A 26384-nucleotide genomic window follows, 5' to 3' on the forward strand; every position below is an offset into this window, starting at 1 on the left:
GTTTTCTAAAGTAATAATATCAAATATTTATAAACTTTTAATTATTAAATCAAATATTTTTTCTGAATCTTTAGTATTTAAAATATAGTGCTTATATCCTTTAACTTTTTCTAAAATATATTTGTCTTTATTAAGCTTTGATAAATATTTAGCAATTTTTTTTGAATTACAATAAAAATCATTATTTGAAAGTATTAATAATATTTTTTCTTTTGATTTATTAAGATTTTTAATGCTAATCCTATTAGATTTTTTTCATAAATAATAATCTTTTACATTAAATAAATTTTTAGTTATATTTTCATCTTCAATTTTTTTTGCAAAATTACTGTCATCTGTTAAGTCCAAACCATTAATAGAACTTATAAGTTTTGTATTTGCTTTAAATAAAGTTCCTCATCAAAGTTTTAAATAAAAACCAAAAGTTTTTTGATAAGCATCATTTAATCTTAAAGAACAAGAAATAATTTTATGAACTTTCTCATTATCTGATAAAAAACTTGCTATTGTTGAACCAAAACCTTCTCCTAATAAAATAATTTTTGATTTTGAATTTTTTTCACTAATATCTTCAACTATTTCTTTTAAATCAGAAACTGTTCAACCAAAATGAAATTGCTTTTCAACTATATTTTCTCCACAATTTCTTTGATCAAAAGAAACTAATGAACAATTACTTTTTTTATTTTTACTTAATCAAATTTGCATTTTATCGAAGTCTTTTCGATTTCTAAACATATCATGAATTCCAATAATTATATATTCACTATTAGGATTAATTTCTCCAAATCATCTAAGTTCATAACCATCACTTGTTTTAAACATTTTCTTTTTAATTAATTCACTTTTAATAATTGGATTTCTTTTAGTTTTAAGTTTATTAAAACTAATAATTCTAATTATTAAAGCTAATAAAAAAATAAAAACAAATGTAGATAATATTGAATAAATAATTATACTCAATAAGCTTCAAACAGCTTCTCAAACTTCCATAAAATCCCCTTCTCTAATTTTAAAGAAAAAACACCTTTCTAAGTGTTTATTTTTGTAAATACTTATTAATTTTTATTTGATAAATCTAATGCATATACATCAAATTGTCCCATAAATCAAAATGCAAATATAACACTTTGTTTTCTAATTATAAACTCTTGACTACCCATAACATTAATTGCTTCATATATAAGATTTCCAGCATCTTGTTCTAAATTAATTCTAATATTTTCAAAATCATAAACTGGAGCTCTACCATATATTTCATTTTTACTTTCTAATTCAATTTCTGTTATAACTCTTTTAAACGTATCTTTATATTTTAAGGCCTTTGTAAGTTTTTCTTCTATACCCACACAAATATTTTGAATTTCTTTATCTAAAGCAAACAATGTTTCGTGTAAATTTCTAAGTTTATCATGTCTTCTCATATTTTATGCTCCTAAAAATATCCTTTATCAAAAATATTATACACAAATTTTTATTAAATCTTTTTTCTAATCAATAAGTTAATTAAATATTAATTTATTATTCTTTTATATTTTTTTACTTAATTTGCAATCTTTCTATAGAAATAGCTTTATTTTCATTATTTACAGATAAAATAACACCACAAAGTATACCTTGATTTTCTGAAGGTTTAAATTTCACTGGTAATCCAGTTTTTTCTTTATATATAACTTCTTCAGGATTTGCACCAATTATTGAGTTAATTGGTCCTGTCATTCCCAAATCTGTAATAAATGCTGTTCCTTTTGGAAGTATTCTTTCATCAGCTGTTTGTACATGTGTGTGTGTGCCAACAAGAGCTGTAATAATGCCATCATAATTTCAAGCAAATGCAATTTTTTCTGCACTAGTTTCTGCATGAAAATCAACTATATGAATATCAGAATTATCCTTTTCAATTATTTTGTTCATAACTTCATAGGGATTATTTACATGTTCCATAAAACTTTTACCCGTTAAATTTGTTATTCTTATTTTTTTATTTTTTCAACTATATTGATTTGTTCCAACACCTAAATTAAAAGAGTTCATATTTGCAGGTCTTAGAAGATCATTAACTTCATTAATATATTCCAATGTTTCTCTTATTTTAAATACATGATTGCCTGTAGTAATTACATCAACTCCAAGTTTTTTAAGAAATTCATAATGGTTTTTGTTTATACCTTTTCCATGACTTATATTTTCTCCATTAACAACAATAAAGTTAATATTGTTTTTTTTCACAATTGATTTCAAATGTTTTTCTAATATATCTCTTCCTGATTTAGAGTAAACATCTCCTATTATTAAAAAATTCATTACAGATTTTTCTCCACTTCCATTATCAATTGATCAATTGATATTTTACTAATTTTGGCTTTGTCTAAAATTTCTTTTATTTTTGCATTTTTTGCCTTCAAATTTAATTTATTTTCTAAATCCAATAATATTGTTGAAGTTTTATTGATACTATCATAAACTGCATTTCTTGAAACACCAAATTCCTCTGAAATTTCTTGTAAAGTTAAATCCTCAAAAAAATATAATTCAAAATATTGAGATTGCTTTTCAGTTAATAAATTTTTGTAGCAATCATACAATTCAGCTAAATTAACTGTTTTTTGAATATCTTGATTAATCATTTTTATCATTTTCCATAAAATTAGATGTTAATTCTCAAATGTAATTATCAACATCAAATTCTTCTATATCATTGACAGTTTCACCTGTTCCAATTAACTTAACAGGTATATTTAAAATATCTTTAATTGCAAGTGCTATTCCGCCCTTACTAGTACCATCCATTTTTGTAAGAACTATTCCAGTAACATTAGTTGTTTCTGAAAATGCTTTTGCCTGACTTATTCCATTTTGTCCTGTTTGAGCATCAATGACCAATAATCTTTCGTGTGGTCCATCAATTACACTTTTTTGAATAATTTTAGTCATTTTTTCTAATTCTTTCATTAAATTTTCTTTATTTTGAAGTCTTCCAGCTGTATCAATTAATAGTAAATCATATTTTTCTTCAGTTGCTTTTTTAATACCATCAAAAACTACACTTGCAGGATCTTTAGAATTATTTTGAGATTTTATCAAATCTACATTTTTAAGTCTTTTATCACATCATTCTTGTAATTGCTCAACAGCTCCTGCTCTAAATGTATCTGCTGCTGCAATTAAAACTTTTTTTCCCATATTTGAATAATAATTTGCTATTTTTGCAATACTTGTTGTTTTACCTACACCATTTACACCAACCATTATAAAAACATTTAATCTATTATCTTTATAATTTAATTCTGTTTTAAAATTTCTATTATCTGTATATGTTTCATATATTTGTTCTACTAATATTTCTTTTATTTCATTAAAAGAATGTTTAGGTTTTGATTTTTTTTGCACTCTATTAGAAATTTCTAAAACCATTTTCATACCCATATCAGTTTTAATTAAAATATTTTCTAATTCTTCAAAAAAATCAGAGTTTGGCTCTTTATAATTTTTACTTAATTTTTTAATATCAATTGAAAAAGTTAATGTATTTTTATGGTCCTTTTTGTGTTTTTTAATTTGTTTTTTTGACTCTCTTCTTTGTTTTAAATTACTTCAAAATCCCATAAAATTTCCTCTTTTCTCTTAATTAATTGTATAATAAAAATAATATATTATAAATATATTAATGTGTGAGGGAAAAAATATGAAAAAACTACTATCAGTTTGACTTTCTTTAAGTTTAGCTGTTTCAGCTGGAGTTACGTCAAGTTTAAAAAATGAAAATAAAAACGCAACTAAATATTCAAGATATTTAACAGCTATGGATGACTTTTTATATTACAAAGTTGATAATAAAATTGATATAAAGAATTTAACAAATGATAACTTTAAAGAAATTTTAAAAGAATCTTTTTATGTAGATGATTTTGGAAAAGAATTATTTAATAGTATCAATTTTGAAATTTTAAAAATAGAAAATGCAGAGATAACAGTTCTTTTTAAAGATAAAAAAGATTTAAAAATCTTAAAAGAAAATATAATACTTAAGTTCAATTTAGTATTATTTAATTACGATAAAATTGACGATTTTATTTATGTAATGAACAATTTTTTAAAAAATAATCTATTAGTATTGAAAAAAAATAATTATATTCAATTAGAAATTGAAGATTTACTAAAATCTAAATTTAAAAAAATATTTGACAGATATTCTTCATCATTACTATTTTTAGATAATATTAATGAATTTTGAGAGTTTATAGATTTTGAAGAATTAGAAAGTAAGGATCCCAAATATTTAGAAGCTAGTTTTTTAAATGATACAAAATTAAACTTTAAATTATTAAGAGATTCAGAATCTTTTGGAAATAAAGAATTTGATAAATATATTAACTTTTCTATAAACGAAGATATATTTAAAAGAGAAATATTTAATTGAATTAAAAAACATTCTTTTTTTAAAGAAAACATTAAAAACTATGATGATATATTTACAATTGAGCAATTAGAAAAAAACAAAGTTACAATTTCTTTATCAGATAAATTATTTACAGTTCCAAAATTAATTACTTTAAATAAAATAAAAAGTCATTCTTTTAAAAGAATGACTCTCTAGCTTTTTGTTTAACTTCTACAGAAGCTGTAAAAGGAATTCTTGTTGTATATCCCTGTTTTGCAGCAACAATTTTTTTAGTTGGTCAAACTTGAATGTCTTGATTTCATCTTGAAACATAATCATTATAATTACTTCTTGCAGCTGATATTTCTCTTTGAGTATAATCATTTTTTTGCATTGCTGCTATAATTGTTTCTTGAGATTTTAAATCTGGATATCTTTCAAAAGCAACATTTATTTTTCCATATACTTTATCTAATTGTTCAGATAATTCACTACTTCTTGTAGCATCAAAATTATTTCCTGATCTTAATCCAGCTACACCTTTCATAACATCTTTATCTAAATTAATTGATTTTTCTAAAAGACCTGCAACATTTTGAAGCACTTGATAACGTTGTTCTAAGTAATTATCTACTTCACTTGCTGAAGATTGAATTCTTTGTTCTAATTTTAAAAAATAGTTTTTTGCCCCTATTTTTTTAAAAGTAAATATTAAACCTGGCAAGATTAATAGTAATCATAAAAATATTTCAAATACTACTGATCCAGCTCCAACTTTAACTTCTAATTGTTTATTTATAACTCTAATATCTTGTCCTTCTTCTTTGAAAGGACCATTTTGTTCATCTAATAAATTTGCCATTTTTTTTCTCCTACAAACTTATTTTATCAAGTTTTACTTATTATTATTAATTTTTTCTAACAGTATTCTTTGATTTTCTGTTAATCCCTCTTCACTTAAAATTGTTGCTAAAATATTATTTGTTTTAACTATTTCAGAGTGATCTATTGAAAGTCTAGAAGTAAATTCATTTAAAGTGTCAATAATTTTATTTGAATTTATTGAAGTTTTTTCATCATTTAAAGTACTAATTACCATATTTGATTCTTTAATTACTTTATTATATTCATCTCAAGGAACAGGAACAGAATGCATTCTTCCATCTACCCCTCAAACTAAAACATAATCAACTTTTGGAGTTATACTATAACCTTCAGCAATAACATTTATATATTCATTATTACCATCTTTTTTAATAAAGCTAGTTTTTAGAATACTTGGTGTAACAGAATCTTCATGACCTAAAGTTTTCCTATAATATTTATTTGCAATAGCTTCATATTCTCAATTAGATAAATTTTGTTCTTGAGCATTACTTACTGGTATTTTTGTTAATCTTTTTTCTTGGTAAATAGGAATTGCAAGTAAAGGTGAAAATCCTAAAAAGAAATTATTAAAAGTACCCATATTAAGTGCCATAAAACCACTTTTAATTTTTTCAAAATCAAAATGCTTATATTCTTCTACATTTCTTTCCAAAGCTAAATAATCAATATAGTTATTAAATAAAATACTTAAATTTGAGACTTTTTTCAATCTAAAATTATTTTTAGAATCAAAATAAGGTGCTTTAATAAGTTCTATTAATTGCTTTCTCAGCTTTTTTATCCAATTTATATAATTCTTTTTGAAATTCTTTATCACTTAAATCTTTTAAAGATTTAAGTGGTTTTCGATCAAAATCTAAATTAGGACAATGTTCATTATAATAAAATATAGATGATTTATTATAATAAAAAGGCATTGGTTTAATAACACTAGCATAAAGAATTTCAGTTCTTGTTCGTGTTTTTGAATTTCCCTGTGAATCAGTATAATTTTCAGTTCAGAATATGGTTAGAGATCCTATATATTCTTTTTTTCTAATTTCATGAACTTTTGTTTTTACTATTATAAATGGGTTATTTACAAGTTATCCACTTGATAGATCAACTACAGTTTTATCACTTTCTAAATCTTTTAATCCAATACTTTTGAAAAAATTAAGTTTAGTATTTTGTAAGTAATTGTCAAATTTAACTAAACCTAATGTACTTTCAATTAGTTTTTTTGATATTCTACTATAAAATAAATTATTTAAAGATTTCATTTGTTCTCAAGCTTTTTGAGTTAACTCATTAATTTCTAATTGAATTTTGTTTACTATTGTTGATAAATTCTTTATTAATTTATTTATCCTTAAAAAAATTAATAATAAAAAAGATATTAATAATATTACACATATTGAAATAGTTATTGAGATATACAATATAAATTTATCTAAGTCTTTTAAAAAGTAAAAAGCAATAACTGGTGTTAAAATAGATATTAAACACATAATTATAAGAAATAGTCTCAAACCTTTATATTTACTTATAACTTTTTTTGTACTGTTTAATTTCTTTTCTTGTTTTTCAATTGATTCTACAGTAATACTGTTCAAATTTTTATCAACTTTTGATATTTTAAAAAGTCTTTCAAACTCTTTTTCACAGTTTAACTGATGCTCTGATTGATAAATTTTAAATTCTTTTGCTGGATTATATATAATTTCCTTCATTATTTGATTCCTCCAAAATTAAATAAATTATATTATAATTTTTAAAAAAACAACATCTTTTTTATAGTAAAATAGAAAAAATTCCAATTTTATGGAATTTTTATTTTTTAGTTTCTAAATTATTAATAATTGTTTCTGGAAGTTCTTCAAATTTACCTGTTCTAATAAATTGTAAAGTTTCTTCTATACTAATTAAGGATTCTCCTGCTCTTTCTAGGTTCTTTAATTGTCTCACTATTGTAATAATTTTTTTTGATTCAACTTGATTTTTAGCTTCAAAATTTCTTAAAGCCAATGTATTTGAAAGTGTTGAGAATTCTAAACTTAATTGTTCTTCTACTTTTAGAACTTTCTGATGTTGATCGTTATCATAATTTTCAATTAAAGTTGATACTATATTTAACATTTTATTTACAAGATCAAACATTTTTGAAATATATTCAATTTCTATTAGTTCAGGATTGTATTTAATTGTAAATGCACAAATATGTTTTGCAACATCAGCAATTCTTTCAATTTCACGACTTATCAAAACTCCCCCAACAGCTAATCTTAAATCCCCTGCAACCATTTGCTGTTTTGCAATTTTTCATAAAGCCATTTTTGTAAATGTATTTTGCATATCGTTAATTTTTAAGTCATTTTCAACTACTTCTTTTGCTAATTCAAAATTTTGTGCTTTTAGAGATTCGAAAGTGTTTGCATACTGAGATTTAGTAACTTCAACTAACTTAATTAACTCTCGTTTAATAGTTTTAATATCATTGTCTAAAATTTTATTGTATGACATTTTCGTTCCTCCTATACGAATCTTCCTGAAATATAATCTTCTGTTTTTTGATTTTTTGGATTTGTAAATATTTTCTTAGTTCTATCGTATTCAATTAACTCTCCTTGTAAAAAGAATGCTGTATAATCACTCACTCTTGTAGCTTGTGCCATTGAATGGGTAACTATTACTATTGTATATTCATTTTTTAGTTTTAAAATAAGTTCTTCAACTTTCAAAGTTGCAATTGGATCTAAAGCACTTGTAGGTTCATCCATTAGCAATATTTTTGGTCTCATAGCTATTGCTCTTGCTATACATAATCTTTGTTGCTGACCACCGCTTAATCCTAGAGCTGAATCCTTTAAATAATCTTTTACATCTTCTCAAAGTGCAGCTTTTTTTAATGAGTCTTCAACAATTTGATTTAAAGCATTTTTATCTGTAATTCCTTGATTTCTAGGACCAAAAGCAACATTATCATAAATTGACATTGGAAAAGGATTAGCTTTTTGAAAAACCATTCCTACTTCTGTTCTTAATTTTACAACATCTGTTCCTTTTTTATATACATCTTTATTATGAACCTTAATTGAACCATCAATTGCTATATTATCAACTAAATCATTCATTCTATTAATTGATCTTAAAAGCGTTGATTTTCCACAACCAGAAGGACCAATAAATGCTGTTACTGTATTTTCTTTAACAGCCATATTTATATCAAATAAAGCTTGTTTTGAACCACCATTATAATAAAAATTAAAGTTTTCAATTTCAATTACATTTGATCTTTGTTTTAATAGCAGTTTTTTATGTTTTTGAAATATTTTTTCTTCTGATATAAGTTCTAATTCATTAGTATTATTATATATTATATCATCATCTGCCATTGCTTTTTTATCTAAAGACATTTTTTACTCCTCCTTTTGCTTTTGAATTTTTTTAATATTTTTTTTAGAATTATTTTTGGCCTCTGCTTTAATTGTTTTAATTACATTATTTCTTACTTTTGAATTTTTATAATAAGTTTTTCACCTATTTACATTGAAATAAGAAATTCATTTTTTATATAGTGATATTGTATCTTTTTTAGTTTTTTTAGCAACTTTTTTAATATAAGATATTGTAAATATTGATATAAAAGCTTTAAACTTTAATTTAAATGGTATTTTCTTATGAACTGGATTTAATTTAATTCCAATATATTTACTTAAAAAATTTAATCCTAGTACTAAGAATATTGTAACAAGTGCTATTTGATATGCAACTCCTAAAGTATGTGGATCGTTTCCTTCTGAAGCCATCATATAAATTTGAGTTGTTAAAGTAGCTCCTGATGAAAAGAAACCTTCTGAAGGCATTCTAACTGCTGTTCCTAATGTTAGATATACAGGAGCTGATTCACCTATAATTCTTGCAACAGCTAAAATAGTTCCTGTAACAAGTCCTTTTGTTGAATTTGGAATAATAATTTTAAACAAAACTCCAGTTTTTGTCATACCCATTCCATATGCAGCTTCTTTATATAAAGAAGGAACAGATGTTATTGAATCTTCAAATGCTGTAATCATCGAGGGCAAGATAACTATTGTCATTGTTAAACTTGAAGCAAATATAGACATTGGTATTCCCATTGCAACAACAAATAAACTTAAACTAAATACACCAAAAACAATACTTGGAGTTGATGCAAGAACATTTATTGAAAACCTAATTACTTTTGCAAATTTGCTTTCCTTATGAGCATATTCTGCCAAATATATTGCTACAATTAATGCTAATGGTATTGCAAATATTATAGTTCCTAAAACTAACAATATTGTTGTAAATAATAATGCAAATATACCACTTCTTTGTCCTTCAATTTCTATAAATGCCCTACTATCAAAACCACCAATTCCTTTAAACATAACAGTTAATAATATTCAACTTGTAAATACAATAATTATGGCTGTTGAAGTTATCATAAAGAATTTTAAAACAGCACTTTCTGCTTTTTTTCCAAATCTTTTTTCAGTATAAGTTTGTACTAAAATATTTAGATTGTGACTATCATATTTATAATTATTTTTTCTAATTTTAATTTTTTTATGTTTAATATTACTAATTGATTTGCTTTTCTTTTTATTAATATTTCCAATAGCAATAATTAATAAATTAATAAGAATAACTATTATAAATAAAACCATACCAATTGCATATAGTGCAGATTCATGAGTTGTTCCATGATTTTCTAGCATTTCTAAACCAATTGTTCCTGCTAAAGTTCTAATTGATGAAAAAATGAATCCTAAAAAACCATCATCACTATTTAAACCTTTTGTTGAGTTTCCAGCAATCAAAATAACTGCCATAGTTTCACCAATAATTCTTGCAACACCAGTAATAATAGCTGTAATAATTTTTGGCATAGCAGAAACTAAAACTACTCCAAAAGTTGTTTTTTCTTTTGTCATTCCTAATCCTAATGATGCATACCTGTGACCTTCTGGAACAGCTTCAATAGCATTAATTGATAATGTAATCATTGTTGGCAATGCCATAAATGCTAATGTAAAACTAGCTGTCATCATATTACCACTTGTTGGAGCTCCAATTGCTACAAAAATTGGTCCGATTTGATCTAATGCAAATAAACCAAAAACAACTGAAGGAATTCCTGCTAATAATTGAATTACAGTAACTACAAATTTTTTAGTTCTATTTTTTAAATATTCTGTTATAAATAATGAACTAAATATTGTTAAGGGAATCGCAAATAATAGTGTAAAAAACATCATCATTAAAGTAGAAAGAATTATTTTACCTAAACCATATTTACCTTCTCCATCTTTTCCAGGAGATCAGTTTCCTGAAAATAAGAATTTAAAAAATGAAAATTCTTTAAAAACTGGAACTGATTTGTATAAAATAAAGCCTACTAAAACCGTCAATATTAATAAAACAATAGTTGTTATAGATAAAATAGATATCTTAGTTGATAAATCCATTTTGGATGCTTTTGCTTTAGGAAGCTTTTTTACTTGTGTTTTAAGCATAATTACCTCCTAATAATTTTTTAGAAGATGGAGATTGATAATTCATATGTCTTACAAGTCCTTCGTCATCAAAAACTGATTTAGCCTCATCTTTGCTGTTCATTCAATTAAATAATTGAATTAATTGTTCTAAATTTTTATTATAGATATTAAAGATTGCTATAAATGGTCTTTTAAAAGTATATGCTGTTGGATTTTTAATAAACTCTTCAGTATTACTTGGTTTTTCTGCTTCTGGATTTTGTCAATCTTGTCATTGATTATTTATTCATTCTTTTGGTTTATTACTTTTATTAATTGCTAATTTTGTACCATTAATACCTGCTAATTTAATTGCTCCATTTTCTGTTAATTGTCCTAAAAAAGCATTTGAAACATATCCTATACTTGAAACATTACTCATATTTTCAATCATTGAACCATTTGAATTAACTACATTTGATGAATGCATATCTTTAATTCCTGTTAAATCTGAGAAAGCTGTCCTAGTTCCTGAACCATCTTCTCTTGTAAAAGTAACTATTTTTGTTTTATTACTTGTTGGAATTTTTTTATATAATTGAGAATAAAATTCTTCATTTTCATAACTTTTTAATACTTCTTTAGCTAATTCTTCTCAATACATATTTCCTGAATAAATTTTAGCTAATAGTTCTTTATTACTTTTTAAATCAAAATTCATTAAATCATTTAATGATATATTTTCTTCATTTCCATAAGTAATTACTTCATTTCAATAATTGGGGGAATTAAAAATTACACCAATAGCATCAATTGCAAATTCTAAAGCAATGTATGAAATTTTTTTTGAATTATTATTAGTTTTTTTAAATTCATTTAAATCTATATCTGAAAAACTACAAACTACAAGATTTGAATCTCTTGTTTCTCCACCACATACATTTAAAAAATTATTTCCTTTTGATAAAGTAGAATCACTTATATTTTTAGATATAAACCCTGCACTATACATTTCTTTTTCTACACCTCCAACACCAGCTTGACTACCTGTTGAATTATAGATAAAATCTTTTTTTTCTGATTCTTGATAATATTTCTTTGTTAATTTTTGCATAAATGGATTAACACTTGTACTTCCACCTAAAATAATTGAATTTTTAGGTGCAGCAACACTTCAAATTCATAGACCTAATACTACTGACAATAATGCCAATAATATTATGCTTATTTTCCTACTCATAAAGTTTCTCCCAGCTAAAGGCTAATATTAATTTGTATTTGATAATTTTTTTGCCTCAATAAGTTTAATTTGAACAAGTTTTGTAATACCTTTTTGTTCCATTGTTGCTCCAAATAAAGTATCACAATTTTCCATAGTACCCATTCTGTGTGTAACAATCATAAATTGCGTATTTTTTGTAAAAGTTTTAATATATTTTGCAAAACGCTCTACATTAGCAATATCAAGAGGTGCTTCAACTTCATCTAATATAACTAAAGGTATTGGTTTAACTTTTAAAATTGAAAATAAAACTGAAAGTGCAACCATTGATTTTTCTCCACCACTTAATAAGTTTAAATTAGCAATTTTTTTACCTGGTGGTGACATTTTTAAATCAATACCTGTATTTAAAATATCATCTGGATTTGTATAAATAATTGAAGCTGTTCCTCCACCAAATAAAGTTGAAAAAGTATCTGGAATTACTTTATTTACATCAGTAATAATTTTTTTAAACTGAACTATCATTTGTTGATCCATATCACTAATTGCTTCTTTTAAATTTTTTATTGATTCAAGTACATCTTGAGTTTGTTCAATATAATTTTGATATCTTATATTTTCTTCTTTATATTCCTCTATTGAATCTAAATTAACATTACCTAATAAATTTATTTCTTTTCTTAAATAATTAATTCTATCTCTAACTTCTGATTCAGTTTCCTTAATGTTTATGCTTAATTCTAAAGCTGATTCAAATGTTAAATTATAATTTAAAGATAATCTTGATGTTGCATTTGATTGTTTTTCAAACATTAAAGTACCATCAGAATTTAAACTAGCATACTTATCTTTTAGTGAAAAAAGCATTTTTCTATCTTGATCAATTATTGAATTTAAATTATTTTGTCTTTCATTTGATTTATCTTTTAAAGATCTAATTACATTTATTTGTTGTTGAATTGCATCTTTTTTATTTTCTTGTTCAGATATTTCAGAAATAATTTTAATAATTTGCTCATCAACTGACTGAAACTCTTGTTCTCCACCATTAAGTTCTTTTCCTGTAATTACTCTAAATTCTTCTCTAACCTCATTGACTTCTTTCTCTATAAATTCTGAAGAATTTCTTGAAGCTCCAATAAATGTTTGAATTTCAGCTAACTCTTCACGAAGAACTTCTATTTGATTACTAAATAAAGTTACTTCTTTAAAAATTAAATTTTCTTTTTCATCAAGCTGTTGTTTTTTTAATTCTAAATCCTCTATTTGTTGTGAATCATTTAATATGACTTTTTTATTTTTTCTGCTTCCCCCAACAATAGCTCCATGTGGTAAAACTCTTTGACCATCTAAAGTTACAATATGATATTTTTTATTAGTTAACTTTGAAACCTCAATCGCACTATCATAGTTTTCAAAAACTATATAATTTGAAAGTAAATAATCCAAAATTATTTGGTATTTTTTTTCTATTTTAACTAATTCATTTCCAAATCCTATAAAACCATTTGCTTTTTGAATTATAAATCTAGTTTCATTATTTATATAATTGGGTTTTAAATTATCTAAAGGTAAAAATGTAGCATATCCCGCTTTATTATTTTTTAAAAATTCAATTAAAGCTTTTACATCATTTGTTGATTTAACAACTATACTTTGTAATCCATTTTGAATTACAACAGAAATTGCAGTTTCATAATTTTTATCAACTTTAATTAAATCTTGAACTGGACCAATAATACCTGAAAGTGTTTTTTTATTTTCAAGAATAGTTTTTACACCTTCAAATAAATTATCTAAAGAGTTTTTTTTCAATATTAAATTTTCTAAAGTTGATTCAGTTTTTGCTAATTGTTTTCTTATTAAATCTAACTCTTGATTTAAATTAAAACGTTTTCCACCAGTTTCATCAAGTAACTCTCTTTTATCAACTTTATCTTTTAATAATTTTGCTAATTTTTGTTCTTCTGCTTCTAATCTTATTTCTAATTCCTTAGCTTTATTTTTTAATTCTGATGACTTAAATTCTTTATCATCAATATCAATTTTGCTTTTTTTAGATTCCAAAGAAATTCTAGAAACTTTTAATTCACTAATTTTTTCAACTATTTTAGTAAAATCTTTATTTAATTTAGATAACTCTTTTTCATTATTATAATTTGATTGAGAAATACTGTTAAATTCTTCACTTTTCTTATTTATTTGTTTTTCAAGAGAACTTATTTCAATTTTTAATTCTGTTTTTTGATCATTTAATTCAATAATTTTTTGTTTATAAAGTTTAATATCATTTACTAATACTGAAACTTCTATATTTTTTAATTCATTAAAAAGTTCATTATATGATATTGCTTTTTTAGATTGTTTTTTTAAAGAAGGTAACTTTCTTTCAATTTCATTTATTATGTCATTTAATCTATCTAAATTTTCTTGAGTTCTTGAAAGTTTTCTAATAGCTTCTTCTTTTCTTTTTTTATAACGAGCTATTCCTGCTGCTTCATCAAAAAGTCTTCTTCTATCTTCTGGTTTTGATTCCACAAAATTACTAATTGAACCTTGTGAAATAATAGCTAAACTTGATTTTGTTAAACCAGTTTCTAAAGCAACTTCTTGAATATCTTTTAAACGAACTTTACTTCCATTTATAAAATATTCTGACTCTTTTGTTGGTATAAAAAATTTTCTTGTAATTGATACTTCATTATAATCTAATGAACTAAATGCTCTATTACTATTGTCGAATACAAGGGTAACTTCAGCCATATTTAATGGTTTTTTTTCACTACTTCCTGAAAATACAATATCATCCATTGAATCTCCACGTAATGTCTTATATGATTGTTCTCCAAGAGCTCACATGATAGCATCGTTTATATTAGACTTACCACTACCATTAGGACCTACAATCCCTGTCATTGAAAAATCGAAATTTAAATTTGTTGGTTCAGCAAAAGATTTGAACCCATATGCTTCAATTTTTTTTAAGAATATCATTTATGTTTACCTCGTGTAATCGTATATAGCCATCCTATATAACAAAATCATTATATAGATTTTAATTAGTTTATACAATTTTTTAATAATTTTATAAAGTTAAAAAACCCTTTATTTATTGGGGTTTTCAACTTTACTTATTTTTTTAATTTTTGACAAAGCATTTTTAGCAGCTTCTTGTTCTGCTTTCTTTTTATTACTTCCCATACCTGTTCCAAATACCATTCCATTAAGTATTACATTAACAGTAAATGAAGTTGTATTATTTTTAAACTTTTTACATCCAACAATTACATACTGAATTTCACTTCTCATTTCTAACTGTATTAATTCTTGTAATTCAGATTTAAAATCATGAGCTTTATCCAAAAATTGATCAATTATATAATTACTAAAAACAGTTTTTTCTAATCAGTTATTTAAAACTTCATCTTCTTGATCTAAAAATATAGCTGCTGTCATAGATTCAAATATATCTGAAAGTATTGAATCTTTTTCATAACCTTTTGAGTCTAACTCTCCCACACCAAGCCTAATAAATTTACCTAAGCCTATTTTTCTTGAAATTTCAGCTAAAGTGCTTTGTTTAACAATTGAACTTCTATATTTAGTTAATAAACCTTCATTGGATTTTGGAAACATTTTATAAAGATACTCACTAACTTTCATTTGTAAGATAGCATCTCCCAAAAATTCTAATCTTTGATAATTTTTAGTACGCCTGTTTTCATTCGAAAAAGAATTATGAGTTAAAGCCTCAAAATAATAATTTTTTTCTCTAACTTTAATTGAAAATTCTTTTAAAAGAAAATTTATTATATCCATTATTCAGTTAAGGCCTTTTTGACTTTATTGACAACATCATTTTTAATTGCATTATAAGTCATTTTCAATGTTGCATAAAAAGCTATTTTGTCACTAGAACCATGTGATTTAAAAGCAATACCATTTGCTCCTAATAATATTGCTCCTGCATGATTTTTGTAATCAAACTTTGCTTTTACTTCTTTAAACGCTTTTTTCAATCTTAGTGCTGCTAATTTTCTAAATAGAGTTTTTGTAATTGCTGATTTAATTTCATTAAGTAAAGCTTTACCCATACCTTCTGCGGCTTTTAAAGCAATATTTCCTGTATATCCATCAGTTACAATAATATCTACAATACCATTTGCCAAATATCTAGATTCAATGTTTCCAACAAAATTAATATCTTTATTTTCTTCTAATAATTTATATGTTTGTTTATTTAATTCTAATCCTTTTGATTTTTCTTCCCCAATATTTAATAAAGCAACTTTAGGATCTTCTACACTATTAACAGCTTTTGAATATGCTGTTGCCATAATTGCAAAATTCACTAAATCCTCTGGGTCACACTCTAAATTTGCACCAACATCTAATAAAAGAGTAATTTTTCCTTTAACTAATGTTGGAATAACTGGCATAAATCCTGGTCTTTCAATTCCCTCAAGTTTTTTTATAATAAAGTGACAACCTGCTATAAATGGAGCTGTTGCTCCACCAGTAGTTATACCATCAGCTTTACCTTCTTTTACTAATTCAAGAGCTTTTACCATACTTGAATTCTTTTTTCTTCTAATATCCATAATTCCATCAGTCATTTCAATAACCTCTGTTGTATTAATAATTTCAACTTGATCAGGATTATATTTTTTTAATGAAAGAGCTTTTTTTAATTCAATTTCATTACCAACAAAGATTATTTTTAAATCTTTTTGCTCACCTAAAAGTTTAATAGCAGCATCAACTGCTGGAATTAAACCATTATCTGAACCCATAACGTCAAACGCTATTTTTTTATATTCCATATTTATTCTCCTGTTCAATAGTGATTATATAGATATTTACATTTTAAAGCAAAAAAAATAAAACATATCAATGTTTTATTTATTATATTTTTTAGCATTTTCTTGTTGTCTTGCACTTCCATTATCACAACATGGACAGTTTTTAGATAAACATACTTGACAACTTATACATTTTAAGCAACTTCGACATCCATGAAATGAAGCACTACATACTCTACAAGTATAGCAATTATGAGCAGCTCCTGGACAACAAATATCTTTATTTACATCATTTTTTTGATTTGGTAATGGCATAAAATACCCCCTATATAAAACTATTATATATAATTATTAATTTACTAACAAGGTCAGAGGTCTTTTTTTAATTTGCAACATTGCAGCCATTCACCCAATGTATAAAATTGCTCCTAAAATAATAGCTGAAACAAATGGTAGTCATATTAATGTAGGTAAAGCAATTAATACTTTAAATTTAGCTCAAACAAACATCTGAATAATTTTCCATACACCTATTGATGCAAAGAATGCAGCTATATAACTAATTGCAGCTCCACTGACATATTTACCCATAACCATTCAGTTAATTTGACCATTTGTATATCCAAGTGATCTCATAATAGTAATTACATTGATTGAATCAGTAATAATAATATTCATAATTACTATTAATAAAATAATTAATAACAGTACATCAATCAAAATATACATTAACATAGCATTTGTCATTTTTCCTAAAATTTGATTTATAACTGATTTTAATATTGGTAAAGTAATTACTGATGAATTCATAAAAAAGTTTCTTGATTTAGGTGATACAGGTTTTAAATAGTTTTCAATTGATGGAGCTAATATACTTGCTAATCATGGTTCATTTTTTGAAGAAGCCATTGTATAAGTATCTCTTGAATAAGTAAAACTTCTTTGAGATCCTGCTATATCTTCTAAGTCTACTTTTCCATGACTTGCCTCTTTTGTGCTAAATAAAGAATTAAACATTAAATCTTTTTTATCAAATTTTTCTGAACCATTAACTTTTTTAAGAGTCGTTGTATAGTCTAAGTATATATCTTGCATTAATGTATCATTTTCATTAATTGCAGCTATTCTTATTTTTAAAGGTACATCTTTTCCTATAATAATGTCAAATGTATCTCGTATTTTTTTATTTAATATTTTTGAAAGTCTGTAAGAAATTATTGCATTTACATACTCTTTATTTTCTTCTTTTAATTCTTCTAATTGAGAGTTTTTTACACTTTTAAAGTTAACAACACTTCTTATGTCTCCTCCAATTTCATTTGTAATATCAATTAATTTAATTGATGAATTTTCTATATCTACTTCACTATTTTTTACAATATGATATGGAAGAACTGTTTGAAGTGCCTCTTTACTACCATTAAAAATAACATTATTTACGCTTATTAAAGAATTTACATCTTTTTGCATTTTTGCAAAAGTTAACATAAGTGTAAAAAATTCATTACTAAACACAGGTGTTATATCTTTGCTAGCATAAGTTTTATTATTAATATCTTGTGCATTTTCAATAATATATTTTTTAAATGATTCTACATCTGAACAACTACCTTTATAATTAATTGCTAAAGGAGAAATACAAGCAAATTTACCAATATCATTTAAAAATATTCCACCCATTTCTTCTGGTGTAATAGTTAAAATTGATTTATCCTTTGGTTTAATTGTTTCTTTAATATTATTTTCATTTGGAATTATATCTAAAGAAGAATTCAATGCGATTAGTGATAATTTGATTGATTCTACTTGATTTCAATTATTTGAAGCGTCTCTTTTATTAGATAAAATATTCATTAATTTTGAAAAGTTATTTGTAGTTTGATAAATAGAATTTGACTTATTTGAGTTTCTTACATAATCTTCTACTTTTTCATCTTTTATATTAGTAAAATCAATACCATAATCTTCTTTTGCTATATCTTTAGATATTTTTTTTGATTTAGCACTAATTTGCATTACTTTATTAAAGCTATAAGTATGATTAACTTCTTTAGTATAAATGTTATATCCACCTTCAATCATATTTTTAATTACAGGCATTACTCTTAGTTGCAATGTAAATAAGAATGAACTAAATAAAAATAACCCCATAATTAAAGCAAACTTACCTTTTCCAGCAGAAACAAAAGCATATTGCATTCTGAAAGTAAATCCTTTATTTTTATTTTTTAATGATTTTAATATTAATCAATTTACAAATGAATAAATTAGAGTTGGAAAAAATATTATTTTTAAAATGAAAATAATATAATCTGATTTTCCTTTTTTAGGACCACTTGTTAATAGAGCAAGTGCTCCCTCATTTAAAAATCTAAATATTATTAAATAGCTTAATCCAGCAAATAATAAAGGAATAATCAATATTATTACAAATAAAAATACTGGTGAGGCATAAATTGTTTGAAAATCAAATATAACAAAAGCATTAAATTGCTTTGTAGCAGAGTCTATTTGAAATGGAAATGACAATAAATATCCTATTCCTATTCCTACAATCATTGTTAAAAACGTTTTTACAAAAAAAACTCATGTAAGCTCTTTTGTTTTATAACCAAGAGATTTGAATACTCCAAGTTGTTTTCTTGTATTATTTATTTCTTTTTTAATAACAAATAATATAAACATAAATCCTAATAAAAATAAAATAGCTCCAATTACTATATATATTAAAGTAATTATATATAAATTAGTTAATTGTTTTATACTTGAATGAGATTTTGGTTCTTTAAACATTGTAGTTCCATTAGTTACAATTGAATAGTCCATTTTTTTTAAATTACTAATTGATAAATTATTTGTAAAAAGTTCATTTAGATTATAATTATTTGTATTTTTTATAATATATGTTTCTGATCAATATTTTAATTGAAAACCTGAACTAGCATTAATTCTAAAATCAGGTCGTTGAAAAATTTCATCAAATGAATATCCATCACTTGTTTTTTTATTTAATTCATCATAATTTGAAAAAAAACTTTCATGCATAAAAATTTGAGAATAATTTTTTATTGAATCTTTAAAAGAATTAAATCCTATTGTAGTTAAAGATGAATATTTTGATCCAATACCTACAATATTAAATTCCTTTACTGTTCTGTTAACAGCATTTGATCCTTCAAACTTTTGATCAACTCCCAAACTTAATTTATCTCCAACTTTTTTATTTTGTTTTTTTGCAAAACCACTACTAATTACAATTTCATTCCTTTTTTCTGGGAGATTGCCTTTTTCCAAAACAACATTATTTACATTATATTTATCATTTCCGCCCAAAGCTGTTGCATTAGATAAATTATAAATAAAATGATCATCTGTTCCTTTAAGCATTTGAAAATTTGTATTTGCAAAAAGTCCAAATTCAAATTCTCCTTTTGAACTCTCTTTTAACTGATTTAAAACTGTAAAGATTACATAATATTTAAAACTTCTATTTTTAAAATTAAATTGTTTACCTCCAGAAATCATATCTTTTGCTTCATTAGTAAAAATATCACTAACTTTTAAAGTACGATCTTTGCTTTTTAATGTTCTAAAAGCAGTTGATACAAAATCATCTCCAGAATTAGAATATAATGAGATAACTGTTTTAAGTGCATTTATTTTTTCTTGTTTAATTAGCTTTTCTCTATCTTCATTTTTTTGTTGTCCAAATTGATAATCAATCACTTTCTGAGCATAATCTTTAATTAATTTTTCTGTAGAATCAGTTAATCATTTTGTTTTAGGTTTTTTAAAATCAAAATCAACTCCCTCATATTTGAAGTTTATTGTTTTTTCATTTCAAACATATTCCTCTATGAATTCATCAGTTAAAGTACCATTACCTTGTCACTGCTCTTGTCATATATTTGTTTGTTTTTTTACTGATGATGATTTTAAAGAAAGTTGAAGAGGTGTTGATAACATCCCAAAAATCAGCATGGTAAATATCATTAAGAACAAAATAGTTCCCAATGTTTCTACTCAAGCCTTTATAAAGGCTTTCATATAAGATTTAAAAATATTTTTCATTTTCTGTTCCTTTCTATTAATAAATTAAAAGCAATATTGGATGACATTGTCCTTTTAATTTATTATTTAAAAAATCACTTCTTTTAATAGATATTTTATTTTTTTGATTAAAATCATAAAAATACTTATTAATTCAAAAAAAGCAAATAAAATTAAGGATAAAGTTAATTTTTTAATAAAAATTAATCCACTTAATTCAATATTTCTTACTTTTTTTTCTTGAGTTAAAATTCAAATAAAAATTAGGAAACTTGATATAGCTAAAACTAAATAAGTTACCGGATTTAGTTCTACTCTTATTTTTTTAAGTAAATCATTAAATAAATTATTATTAACCTGATTAAGTTTTATTTTTTTAAGATAAATAACAGTTTTAAAATAATTAAATAATTTATATCCATACATAAAAATAATAAATAAACCAATATTAAATAATCCAAAAATTATATTATAGTTTGAAATTACTAGATTTTTTGTTATGCTAAATTTTAACATTGTAAGCGAGCAAAAAACTAAAAGAAAAATAATTATTAAATTTATTATTACAGAAAAAAAAGTTATACTTTTTTTAGCTTTTTTAAAAAAAGAATTCATAATTACTCCTTATATCCTAAATTATTTTTATTATATCTCATTAAAGACAAAAAAAATAATTCTCAAAGAATTATTCAAAATTATTCAATACCTATAATAAATGAGTATACTTCCTGTTGTCCATCAATTACTTCATATTCAACATCATGATTTTCATCCAAATATTTACGCAAATCATTTATATCTTTAAATGATGTATCTTGACCTGTAAAGATTGTTAAAATTTCAGTCTTTGAAGTAATAAATTTTGACATTGATTGACTAAAAATATTACGCAATGATTTTGCAGATGCTATTATTTTGTTATCAGCTGTCATCATATATTCACCAGTTTTAATATTTATGCCATCAATTGTTGCATCTCTAGCTGCTTTATTAATTGAAATTGAAACAACATTCTTTAGTGCTTTTACAATATTTGATTCATTTTTCTTAGTGCTTTCATCTGCATCTAAATTTAAATAAGCTGTCATACCTTGAGGAATAGTTTTTGTTTCAATAACAATAACTTTTGACATTTTTTCTAAGTCTTTTGCTTGTTTTGCAACTAATAAAACATTTGAATCATTTGGAAAAATATATACTTTTTTAGCATCTACTGTTTCAATAGCTTTTAAAAAATCCTTTGTTGATGGATTCATTTTTGCTCCACCATTAATAACATAATCAAAATTTAATTCGTTTTTAAAATATTCTTGCATTCCTTTTGATCTAACAACAGCAATTGTTCCAACTTCATTTTTTAATTTACGTTGTTCTTGAGCTGAACTTCTCACCAAAGAACGATCAGATGTATTTGCAACATGTTTATCAGCTTGTAAAGTCATATTTTCAGCTTTAATAGTTTTAAACTCTCCAAACTGTTGTAAATATGACAATACTTGACCTGGCATTAAAGCATGAGTATGGATTTTCAAAATATCTCCATCAATTACTGCAACAATTGAATTATTTCCATATTGCTCAAATGTATTTCTTATTGTATCAACTTCTAATTTTTCTATATACTCTTCATTAAGCATAACAATTGCTTCAGTACAATAACCAAATTCTTCTTCTAGGGTCATTTCAATATTTGATCCTGTATTTTCTTCAAGTTTTTTTAATTTTGAAATAGGTTTATGTTTTTCAACAAAATACTTCATCCCTTCAAAAAACTTAACTAAACCATAGCCTCCACTATCAACAACTCCAACTTCTTTTAGAACTGGAAGTAAATCTGGTGTTCTTCGTAATGATTCATTAGAAGCTAATACTAACTTATCTCAAAAATCAACTGGAGTTAACTCTTCAGTAATATTATTTACAAATTCGCTTGTTTCACGAATAACAGTTAAAATAGTTCCCTCAACTGGTTTCATAACAGCTGCATAAGCTACCTCTTTAGCTTTAATGAAAGAATTCTTTCAAGTTTCTAGATCTAGATTTTCTTTATCTTTCATTCCATTAGAAAAACCTTTAATAATTTGAGAAAAAATAACACCTGAGTTTCCACGAGCTCCCATAATTAAACCTCTAGAAAATTTACTCATTAATGAACCAATTTTATCAAAATCCTCATTTTCAATTTCTGCAAATCCATTGGTACAAGTTAAATTCATATTTGTTCCAGTATCTCCATCTGGTACAGGAAAAACATTTAATTTATCTATATGTGGATAATTATTATATAAATTATTAACTCCACTAGTTATCATACCTTTTAAAATTTGTACATTTTTCATAGTATTGTCACCCTCTAAACTATATTACTTTTTTTATCATTTAAAAATAAAAAATAATAAAAAATTGCAAATACTTATTTGCCAGATTATAAGTATATATTGATTAAATAAAAATATTGCTAAATTACAATAAGATCATCTACTGCAACATCCACTATATAATTTCGCACAAATTGTGAAAGTTTTTCCAATTCATACTTTACACGTATTTGAACTTCCTTAACAACGTCACTTATATTAACTCCATTGATTAAAATAATATGCACTTTTACTCTATTTGTTGTATCTACAGTTTTTATTTCCACTGCTTTTGAAATGTCGACTGTTTTTAATTCTGATTCTAATTTAGCTGTGAAATTTGCAAAAGATGCAACCCCAGGTACTGTAACAACAGCATTTGAAATTGAATCTAAAATATTTTTTTCAAGCATAAGGATTCCTCCATTAAAATTTAATAAATGCATTTTTAAGTCTAGATAACATATTGATAATGATGTCACGTTTCAAACTAGTACAAATTTATTTTACACTAATAGTAAAAATAAATAAACCTTTAAAATATTAAAGTTTAAATATTTACAAATAATAATTAAATATTTTGTTGTATTTTAAACTTAATTATTATATTATTTATAAGTCCGAGGTGAAAATATGGCAAGAAAAGACGGTTTAACAGGTAAAGGTCCTTTGTCAGGCAATTCAAGATCACATGCTATGAATGCCAACAAAAGAAAATGAAACCTTAATTTACAGAAAGTTCAAGTAATGGATGAAAATGGTAAAGTTATGACTTTAAAAGTTTCAGCCAGAACACTTAGAACTTTGAAAAAAAATAACCAATTAGCAAAATAAATTACAATAAAAAAAATAAACTCAAAGAAGTTTCTTTTTTTTTATATATAATTATTAATGGTTATGCCCTCTTGGCGGAATTGGTAGACGCAGCAGACTCAAAATCTGCCGAGAAATCGTATCGGTTCGACTCCGATAGAGGGCACCAGTTTGAAACAAAAACAGATTACAAATATGTAATCTGTTTTTTATTTTGTCATTATAATCATCAATTGTTCTTTACAAACTATTTTAGGATTTACATAAGATATAAATTGATTTGAATAAGCAAATGAATTAAAAGCTTCTAAATTTACTTTTTCAACTTCATATTTCATTCCTTCAATTGTTATTAAATTATCTTTTAAACTAAATAATGAAACATATATATAATCTTGATAATTATTAAAATTCAAATTATTTTCTCCTAAATTTAGCTTAAATATTACAGAATTATCATTTATTATTTTTAAATTATGTTTAAAAACATATTCAATTATTGTTAAATTCATATCATATCTTTTGCTAGGATTAACTACCATTGTAATATCTTTATATCCCATCTTTTTTAAATGATTAATTGCTGCAATGCCATCTAAAAAATCTTTTTCTGAATTAAAAGATATAAACTCTTTAGAGTTTTCTTTTATTAATTTTAATTCATTATCGGTTACTTGATCAAAATCAGACATTGAAATATCAATAGTTACTTGTTTTTCTATTAAATCTAAACATCCTCTTTCAATACCAACAATTAAATGAGTTTTTTCAAATATTTTTAAATTAATATTAGTTTTAGAAATAACTAATAAAGCTTTTTTATCCTTCAAGTTTTGAAATCCTCTCTTCTAGGTTTTTTATATTAGAACCTATTAAATAACTTCCAGCTACAATTATATCAACACCAGCTTCTTGAACTAATTTATAAGTTTCCTCATTAATCCCACCATCAACTTGTATTAAATATTGATAATTATTATTATTTTTAATTTCATTTAATAATTTTATTTTATTTAAAGAATTTTTTATAAAACTTTGTCCACCGAAACCAGGATTAACACTCATTACTAAAATATTTTCTAAACTAGGCAAATATTTTTTTATTTTATTTACTTCAGTATCTGGATTAATTGATAAAGATGCTTTTATTTTATTTTTTTTACAAAATTTAATAAAACTGATTAATTGCCTTTTATTTAAAGCTTCATAATGCATTGTAATCTGTTCTACATTTTTTTGAACAAAAGGTTTTAAATAATCTTCAATTGAAAAACCAACTACTTTAACCATTAAATGAAGATCCATTTTAAAATTATAATTATTAACTATATCTGAAAGTATTTTTGGTCCAAAAGATAAATTTGGTACAAAATTATAATCCATAACATCATAATGTATTCATTCTATTTTAGCTTTTTTTAATTTATCTAGATCTGATTTAAGTTCTAAAAAATTAGCTGTTAAAATGCTTGGAGCTATTATATATTTTTTCATTAATATTTTCTCCTTCTAGCTTGTTCTTCTATTTCTAATTGAACTTTAACATAGTCATTATATATAAAATCTGGAAACTTTTTTTTTTCGACAGCTTCAATAACTTTACATCCAGGTGTATTATTGATATGTAAACAATTATTAAACTTACAATTAACTTTCTTGAAAAATTTCATACTTAAAGCAATATCTATTGGAGATATTTCTTTATAGTCAAAAGATGAAAAACCTGGAGTATCTCCTATTAAAGTATCTTTATAAATAAATAATTCATTTTTTGTTGTAGTATGTTTTCCTCTATTTAATGCCTTTGAAATTTCTTGTGTTTTTTCAAATAAATTTGGAATAATATGATTTAACGTAGTTGATTTTCCTGCTCCTGTTTGTCCTGTAAAAACAGAAATTTTAGATTCCAAACTTTTTAAAAAAGCTATTCATTCTTTATCTGTTTCTATCATATTATTTATTAAAAAAGTCTCATAACCTAAATTTTTATATAATTTTGCTTTAATAAGTTCATCGTCAGTTTTATTTGTTAAATCAACTTTTGTAAATGCTAATAAAGGCTTTATATTCAATGATTCTATAAAGAACAAATATTTATTTAATGTATAAGTATTTAATAAAGGATCTTTTAAGGAAGTTATTATGACAACTTGATCAATATTTGAAATTCTTGGTCTATACAGTTCATTTTTTCTTTCCAAAATATTTGTTAAAGAACCTTTGAAATTTTGACTATCAATTATTTCAAATTCAACATAATCTCCAGTAGTTGGTTTTTTATTACTGTGTCTTATTTTACCTGTTGCCTTGCATTCAAATAATTTTTCTTCAAATAATACATATGCATATTCACTTAATATTTTTAAAATAATTCCTTTATTCATA

General features: G+C 23.9%; 26 protein-coding genes and 1 tRNA gene. 3 read left to right on the forward strand and 24 right to left on the reverse strand.

The features are described from left to right. Positions 1-27 precede the first annotated feature (27 nt). The 5 genes from AACK92_RS04595 to ftsY form a co-directional block, all read right to left on the reverse strand. Positions 28-993, reverse strand: coding sequence for a serine aminopeptidase domain-containing protein (locus tag AACK92_RS04595; RefSeq protein ID WP_339020540.1), 966 nt, complete (start codon positions 991-993; stop codon positions 28-30). 65 nt (positions 994-1058) lie between these two features. Then, positions 1059-1424 (reverse strand): hypothetical protein, encoded by a 366-nt coding sequence (locus AACK92_RS04600; RefSeq protein WP_339020541.1) that lies wholly within the window; start codon positions 1422-1424, stop codon positions 1059-1061. Between the two features lie 115 nt (positions 1425-1539). Continuing rightward, the gene (locus AACK92_RS04605) at positions 1540-2304 is read right to left on the reverse strand and encodes a TIGR00282 family metallophosphoesterase (protein ID WP_339020543.1); all 765 of its coding nucleotides are present in this window, start codon (positions 2302-2304) and stop codon (positions 1540-1542) included. Continuing rightward, on the reverse strand, positions 2304-2627 hold the full coding sequence (ylxM, locus tag AACK92_RS04610) for a YlxM family DNA-binding protein (RefSeq protein WP_339020545.1): 324 nt from the start codon (positions 2625-2627) through the stop codon (positions 2304-2306). The genes AACK92_RS04605 and ylxM overlap by 1 nt, the downstream gene beginning before the upstream one ends. Then, entirely contained in the window at positions 2620-3606 is a 987-nt protein-coding gene (gene ftsY / locus AACK92_RS04615) for a signal recognition particle-docking protein FtsY (protein WP_339020547.1), read from the reverse strand. The genes ylxM and ftsY overlap by 8 nt, the downstream gene beginning before the upstream one ends. A gap of 79 nt (positions 3607-3685) precedes the next feature. Between ftsY and AACK92_RS04620 the strand changes: the two genes are divergently transcribed. Beyond that, complete coding sequence (locus tag AACK92_RS04620; RefSeq protein WP_339020549.1) at positions 3686-4597, forward strand: hypothetical protein; 912 nt, start codon at positions 3686-3688, stop codon at positions 4595-4597. Here the strand turns inward: AACK92_RS04620 and AACK92_RS04625 are convergent. From AACK92_RS04625 to AACK92_RS04700, 16 genes are all read right to left on the reverse strand, one after another. Beyond that, on the reverse strand, positions 4578-5243 hold the full coding sequence (locus AACK92_RS04625; RefSeq protein WP_339020551.1) for a LemA family protein: 666 nt from the start codon (positions 5241-5243) through the stop codon (positions 4578-4580). The two genes, AACK92_RS04620 and AACK92_RS04625, sit on opposite strands and share 20 nt — an antisense overlap. A 33-nt stretch (positions 5244-5276) precedes the next feature. Continuing rightward, positions 5277-5978, reverse strand: a complete 702-nt coding sequence (locus AACK92_RS04630; protein ID WP_339020553.1) for a hypothetical protein — start codon at positions 5976-5978, stop codon at positions 5277-5279. 34 nt (positions 5979-6012) lie between these two features. Further along, on the reverse strand, positions 6013-6186 hold the full coding sequence (locus AACK92_RS04635; RefSeq protein WP_339020555.1) for a hypothetical protein: 174 nt from the start codon (positions 6184-6186) through the stop codon (positions 6013-6015). A gap of 168 nt (positions 6187-6354) precedes the next feature. Next, complete coding sequence (locus tag AACK92_RS04640) at positions 6355-6981, reverse strand: hypothetical protein (protein ID WP_339020557.1); 627 nt, start codon at positions 6979-6981, stop codon at positions 6355-6357. 100 nt (positions 6982-7081) lie between these two features. Continuing rightward, complete coding sequence (gene phoU / locus AACK92_RS04645; protein WP_339020558.1) at positions 7082-7771, reverse strand: phosphate signaling complex protein PhoU; 690 nt, start codon at positions 7769-7771, stop codon at positions 7082-7084. Positions 7772-7782: 11 nt separating this feature from the next. Beyond that, the gene (gene pstB / locus AACK92_RS04650; protein ID WP_339020560.1) at positions 7783-8664 is read right to left on the reverse strand and encodes a phosphate ABC transporter ATP-binding protein PstB; all 882 of its coding nucleotides are present in this window, start codon (positions 8662-8664) and stop codon (positions 7783-7785) included. 3 nt (positions 8665-8667) lie between these two features. After that, positions 8668-10791 (reverse strand): phosphate ABC transporter permease PstA, encoded by a 2124-nt coding sequence (gene pstA / locus AACK92_RS04655; protein ID WP_339020562.1) that lies wholly within the window; start codon positions 10789-10791, stop codon positions 8668-8670. Further along, entirely contained in the window at positions 10784-11992 is a 1209-nt protein-coding gene (gene ptsS / locus AACK92_RS04660) for a phosphate ABC transporter substrate-binding protein (protein WP_339020564.1), read from the reverse strand. Before ptsS ends, pstA begins: the two co-directional genes overlap by 8 nt. A 27-nt stretch (positions 11993-12019) precedes the next feature. Next, positions 12020-14971, reverse strand: a complete 2952-nt coding sequence (locus tag AACK92_RS04665) for an AAA family ATPase (protein WP_339020565.1) — start codon at positions 14969-14971, stop codon at positions 12020-12022. A gap of 111 nt (positions 14972-15082) precedes the next feature. Next, positions 15083-15796, reverse strand: a complete 714-nt coding sequence (gene rnc, locus AACK92_RS04670) for a ribonuclease III (RefSeq protein ID WP_339020567.1) — start codon at positions 15794-15796, stop codon at positions 15083-15085. Continuing rightward, positions 15796-16800, reverse strand: a complete 1005-nt coding sequence (gene plsX, locus AACK92_RS04675; protein ID WP_339020569.1) for a phosphate acyltransferase PlsX — start codon at positions 16798-16800, stop codon at positions 15796-15798. The genes rnc and plsX overlap by 1 nt, the downstream gene beginning before the upstream one ends. A gap of 75 nt (positions 16801-16875) precedes the next feature. Next, entirely contained in the window at positions 16876-17094 is a 219-nt protein-coding gene (locus AACK92_RS04680) for a hypothetical protein (RefSeq protein ID WP_339020570.1), read from the reverse strand. 36 nt (positions 17095-17130) lie between these two features. Further along, the gene (locus AACK92_RS04685; protein WP_339020571.1) at positions 17131-20745 is read right to left on the reverse strand and encodes an ABC transporter permease; all 3615 of its coding nucleotides are present in this window, start codon (positions 20743-20745) and stop codon (positions 17131-17133) included. Positions 20746-20916: 171 nt separating this feature from the next. Continuing rightward, positions 20917-21444 (reverse strand): hypothetical protein, encoded by a 528-nt coding sequence (locus AACK92_RS04690; RefSeq protein ID WP_339020573.1) that lies wholly within the window; start codon positions 21442-21444, stop codon positions 20917-20919. Positions 21445-21524: 80 nt separating this feature from the next. Continuing rightward, positions 21525-23168, reverse strand: coding sequence for a DAK2 domain-containing protein (locus AACK92_RS04695; protein ID WP_339020575.1), 1644 nt, complete (start codon positions 23166-23168; stop codon positions 21525-21527). Positions 23169-23287: 119 nt separating this feature from the next. Then, positions 23288-23599 (reverse strand): Asp23/Gls24 family envelope stress response protein, encoded by a 312-nt coding sequence (locus AACK92_RS04700; RefSeq protein ID WP_339020576.1) that lies wholly within the window; start codon positions 23597-23599, stop codon positions 23288-23290. Positions 23600-23819: 220 nt separating this feature from the next. Between AACK92_RS04700 and rpmB the strand changes: the two genes are divergently transcribed. Continuing rightward, positions 23820-24020 carry a 50S ribosomal protein L28 gene (rpmB, locus tag AACK92_RS04705; RefSeq protein WP_020834659.1) on the forward strand — a complete coding sequence of 67 codons (201 nt, stop codon included), beginning with the start codon at positions 23820-23822 and terminating at the stop codon, positions 24018-24020. 65 nt (positions 24021-24085) lie between these two features. Further along, positions 24086-24168 (forward strand) — tRNA-Leu (locus AACK92_RS04710). 40 nt (positions 24169-24208) lie between these two features. On the opposite strand, the gene AACK92_RS04715 is transcribed toward AACK92_RS04710, so the two are convergent. The 3 genes from AACK92_RS04715 to rsgA are packed head-to-tail and all read right to left on the reverse strand — an operon-like array spanning position 24209 to position 26383. Beyond that, entirely contained in the window at positions 24209-24829 is a 621-nt protein-coding gene (locus tag AACK92_RS04715) for a thiamine diphosphokinase (protein WP_339020577.1), read from the reverse strand. Further along, positions 24819-25493, reverse strand: a complete 675-nt coding sequence (rpe, locus tag AACK92_RS04720) for a ribulose-phosphate 3-epimerase (RefSeq protein WP_339020578.1) — start codon at positions 25491-25493, stop codon at positions 24819-24821. The genes AACK92_RS04715 and rpe overlap by 11 nt, the downstream gene beginning before the upstream one ends. After that, positions 25493-26383: a ribosome small subunit-dependent GTPase A gene (gene rsgA / locus AACK92_RS04725; RefSeq protein WP_339020579.1), complete on the reverse strand. Its 891-nt coding sequence runs from the start codon at positions 26381-26383 to the stop codon at positions 25493-25495. The genes rpe and rsgA overlap by 1 nt, the downstream gene beginning before the upstream one ends. Between the last annotated feature and the right edge of the window lies 1 nt (position 26384).

Origin of the sequence: Spiroplasma endosymbiont of Atherix ibis, assembly GCF_964020005.1 — a bacterium.
Taxonomy (GTDB): domain Bacteria; phylum Bacillota_I; class Bacilli_A; order Mycoplasmatales; family Mycoplasmataceae; genus Spiroplasma_A.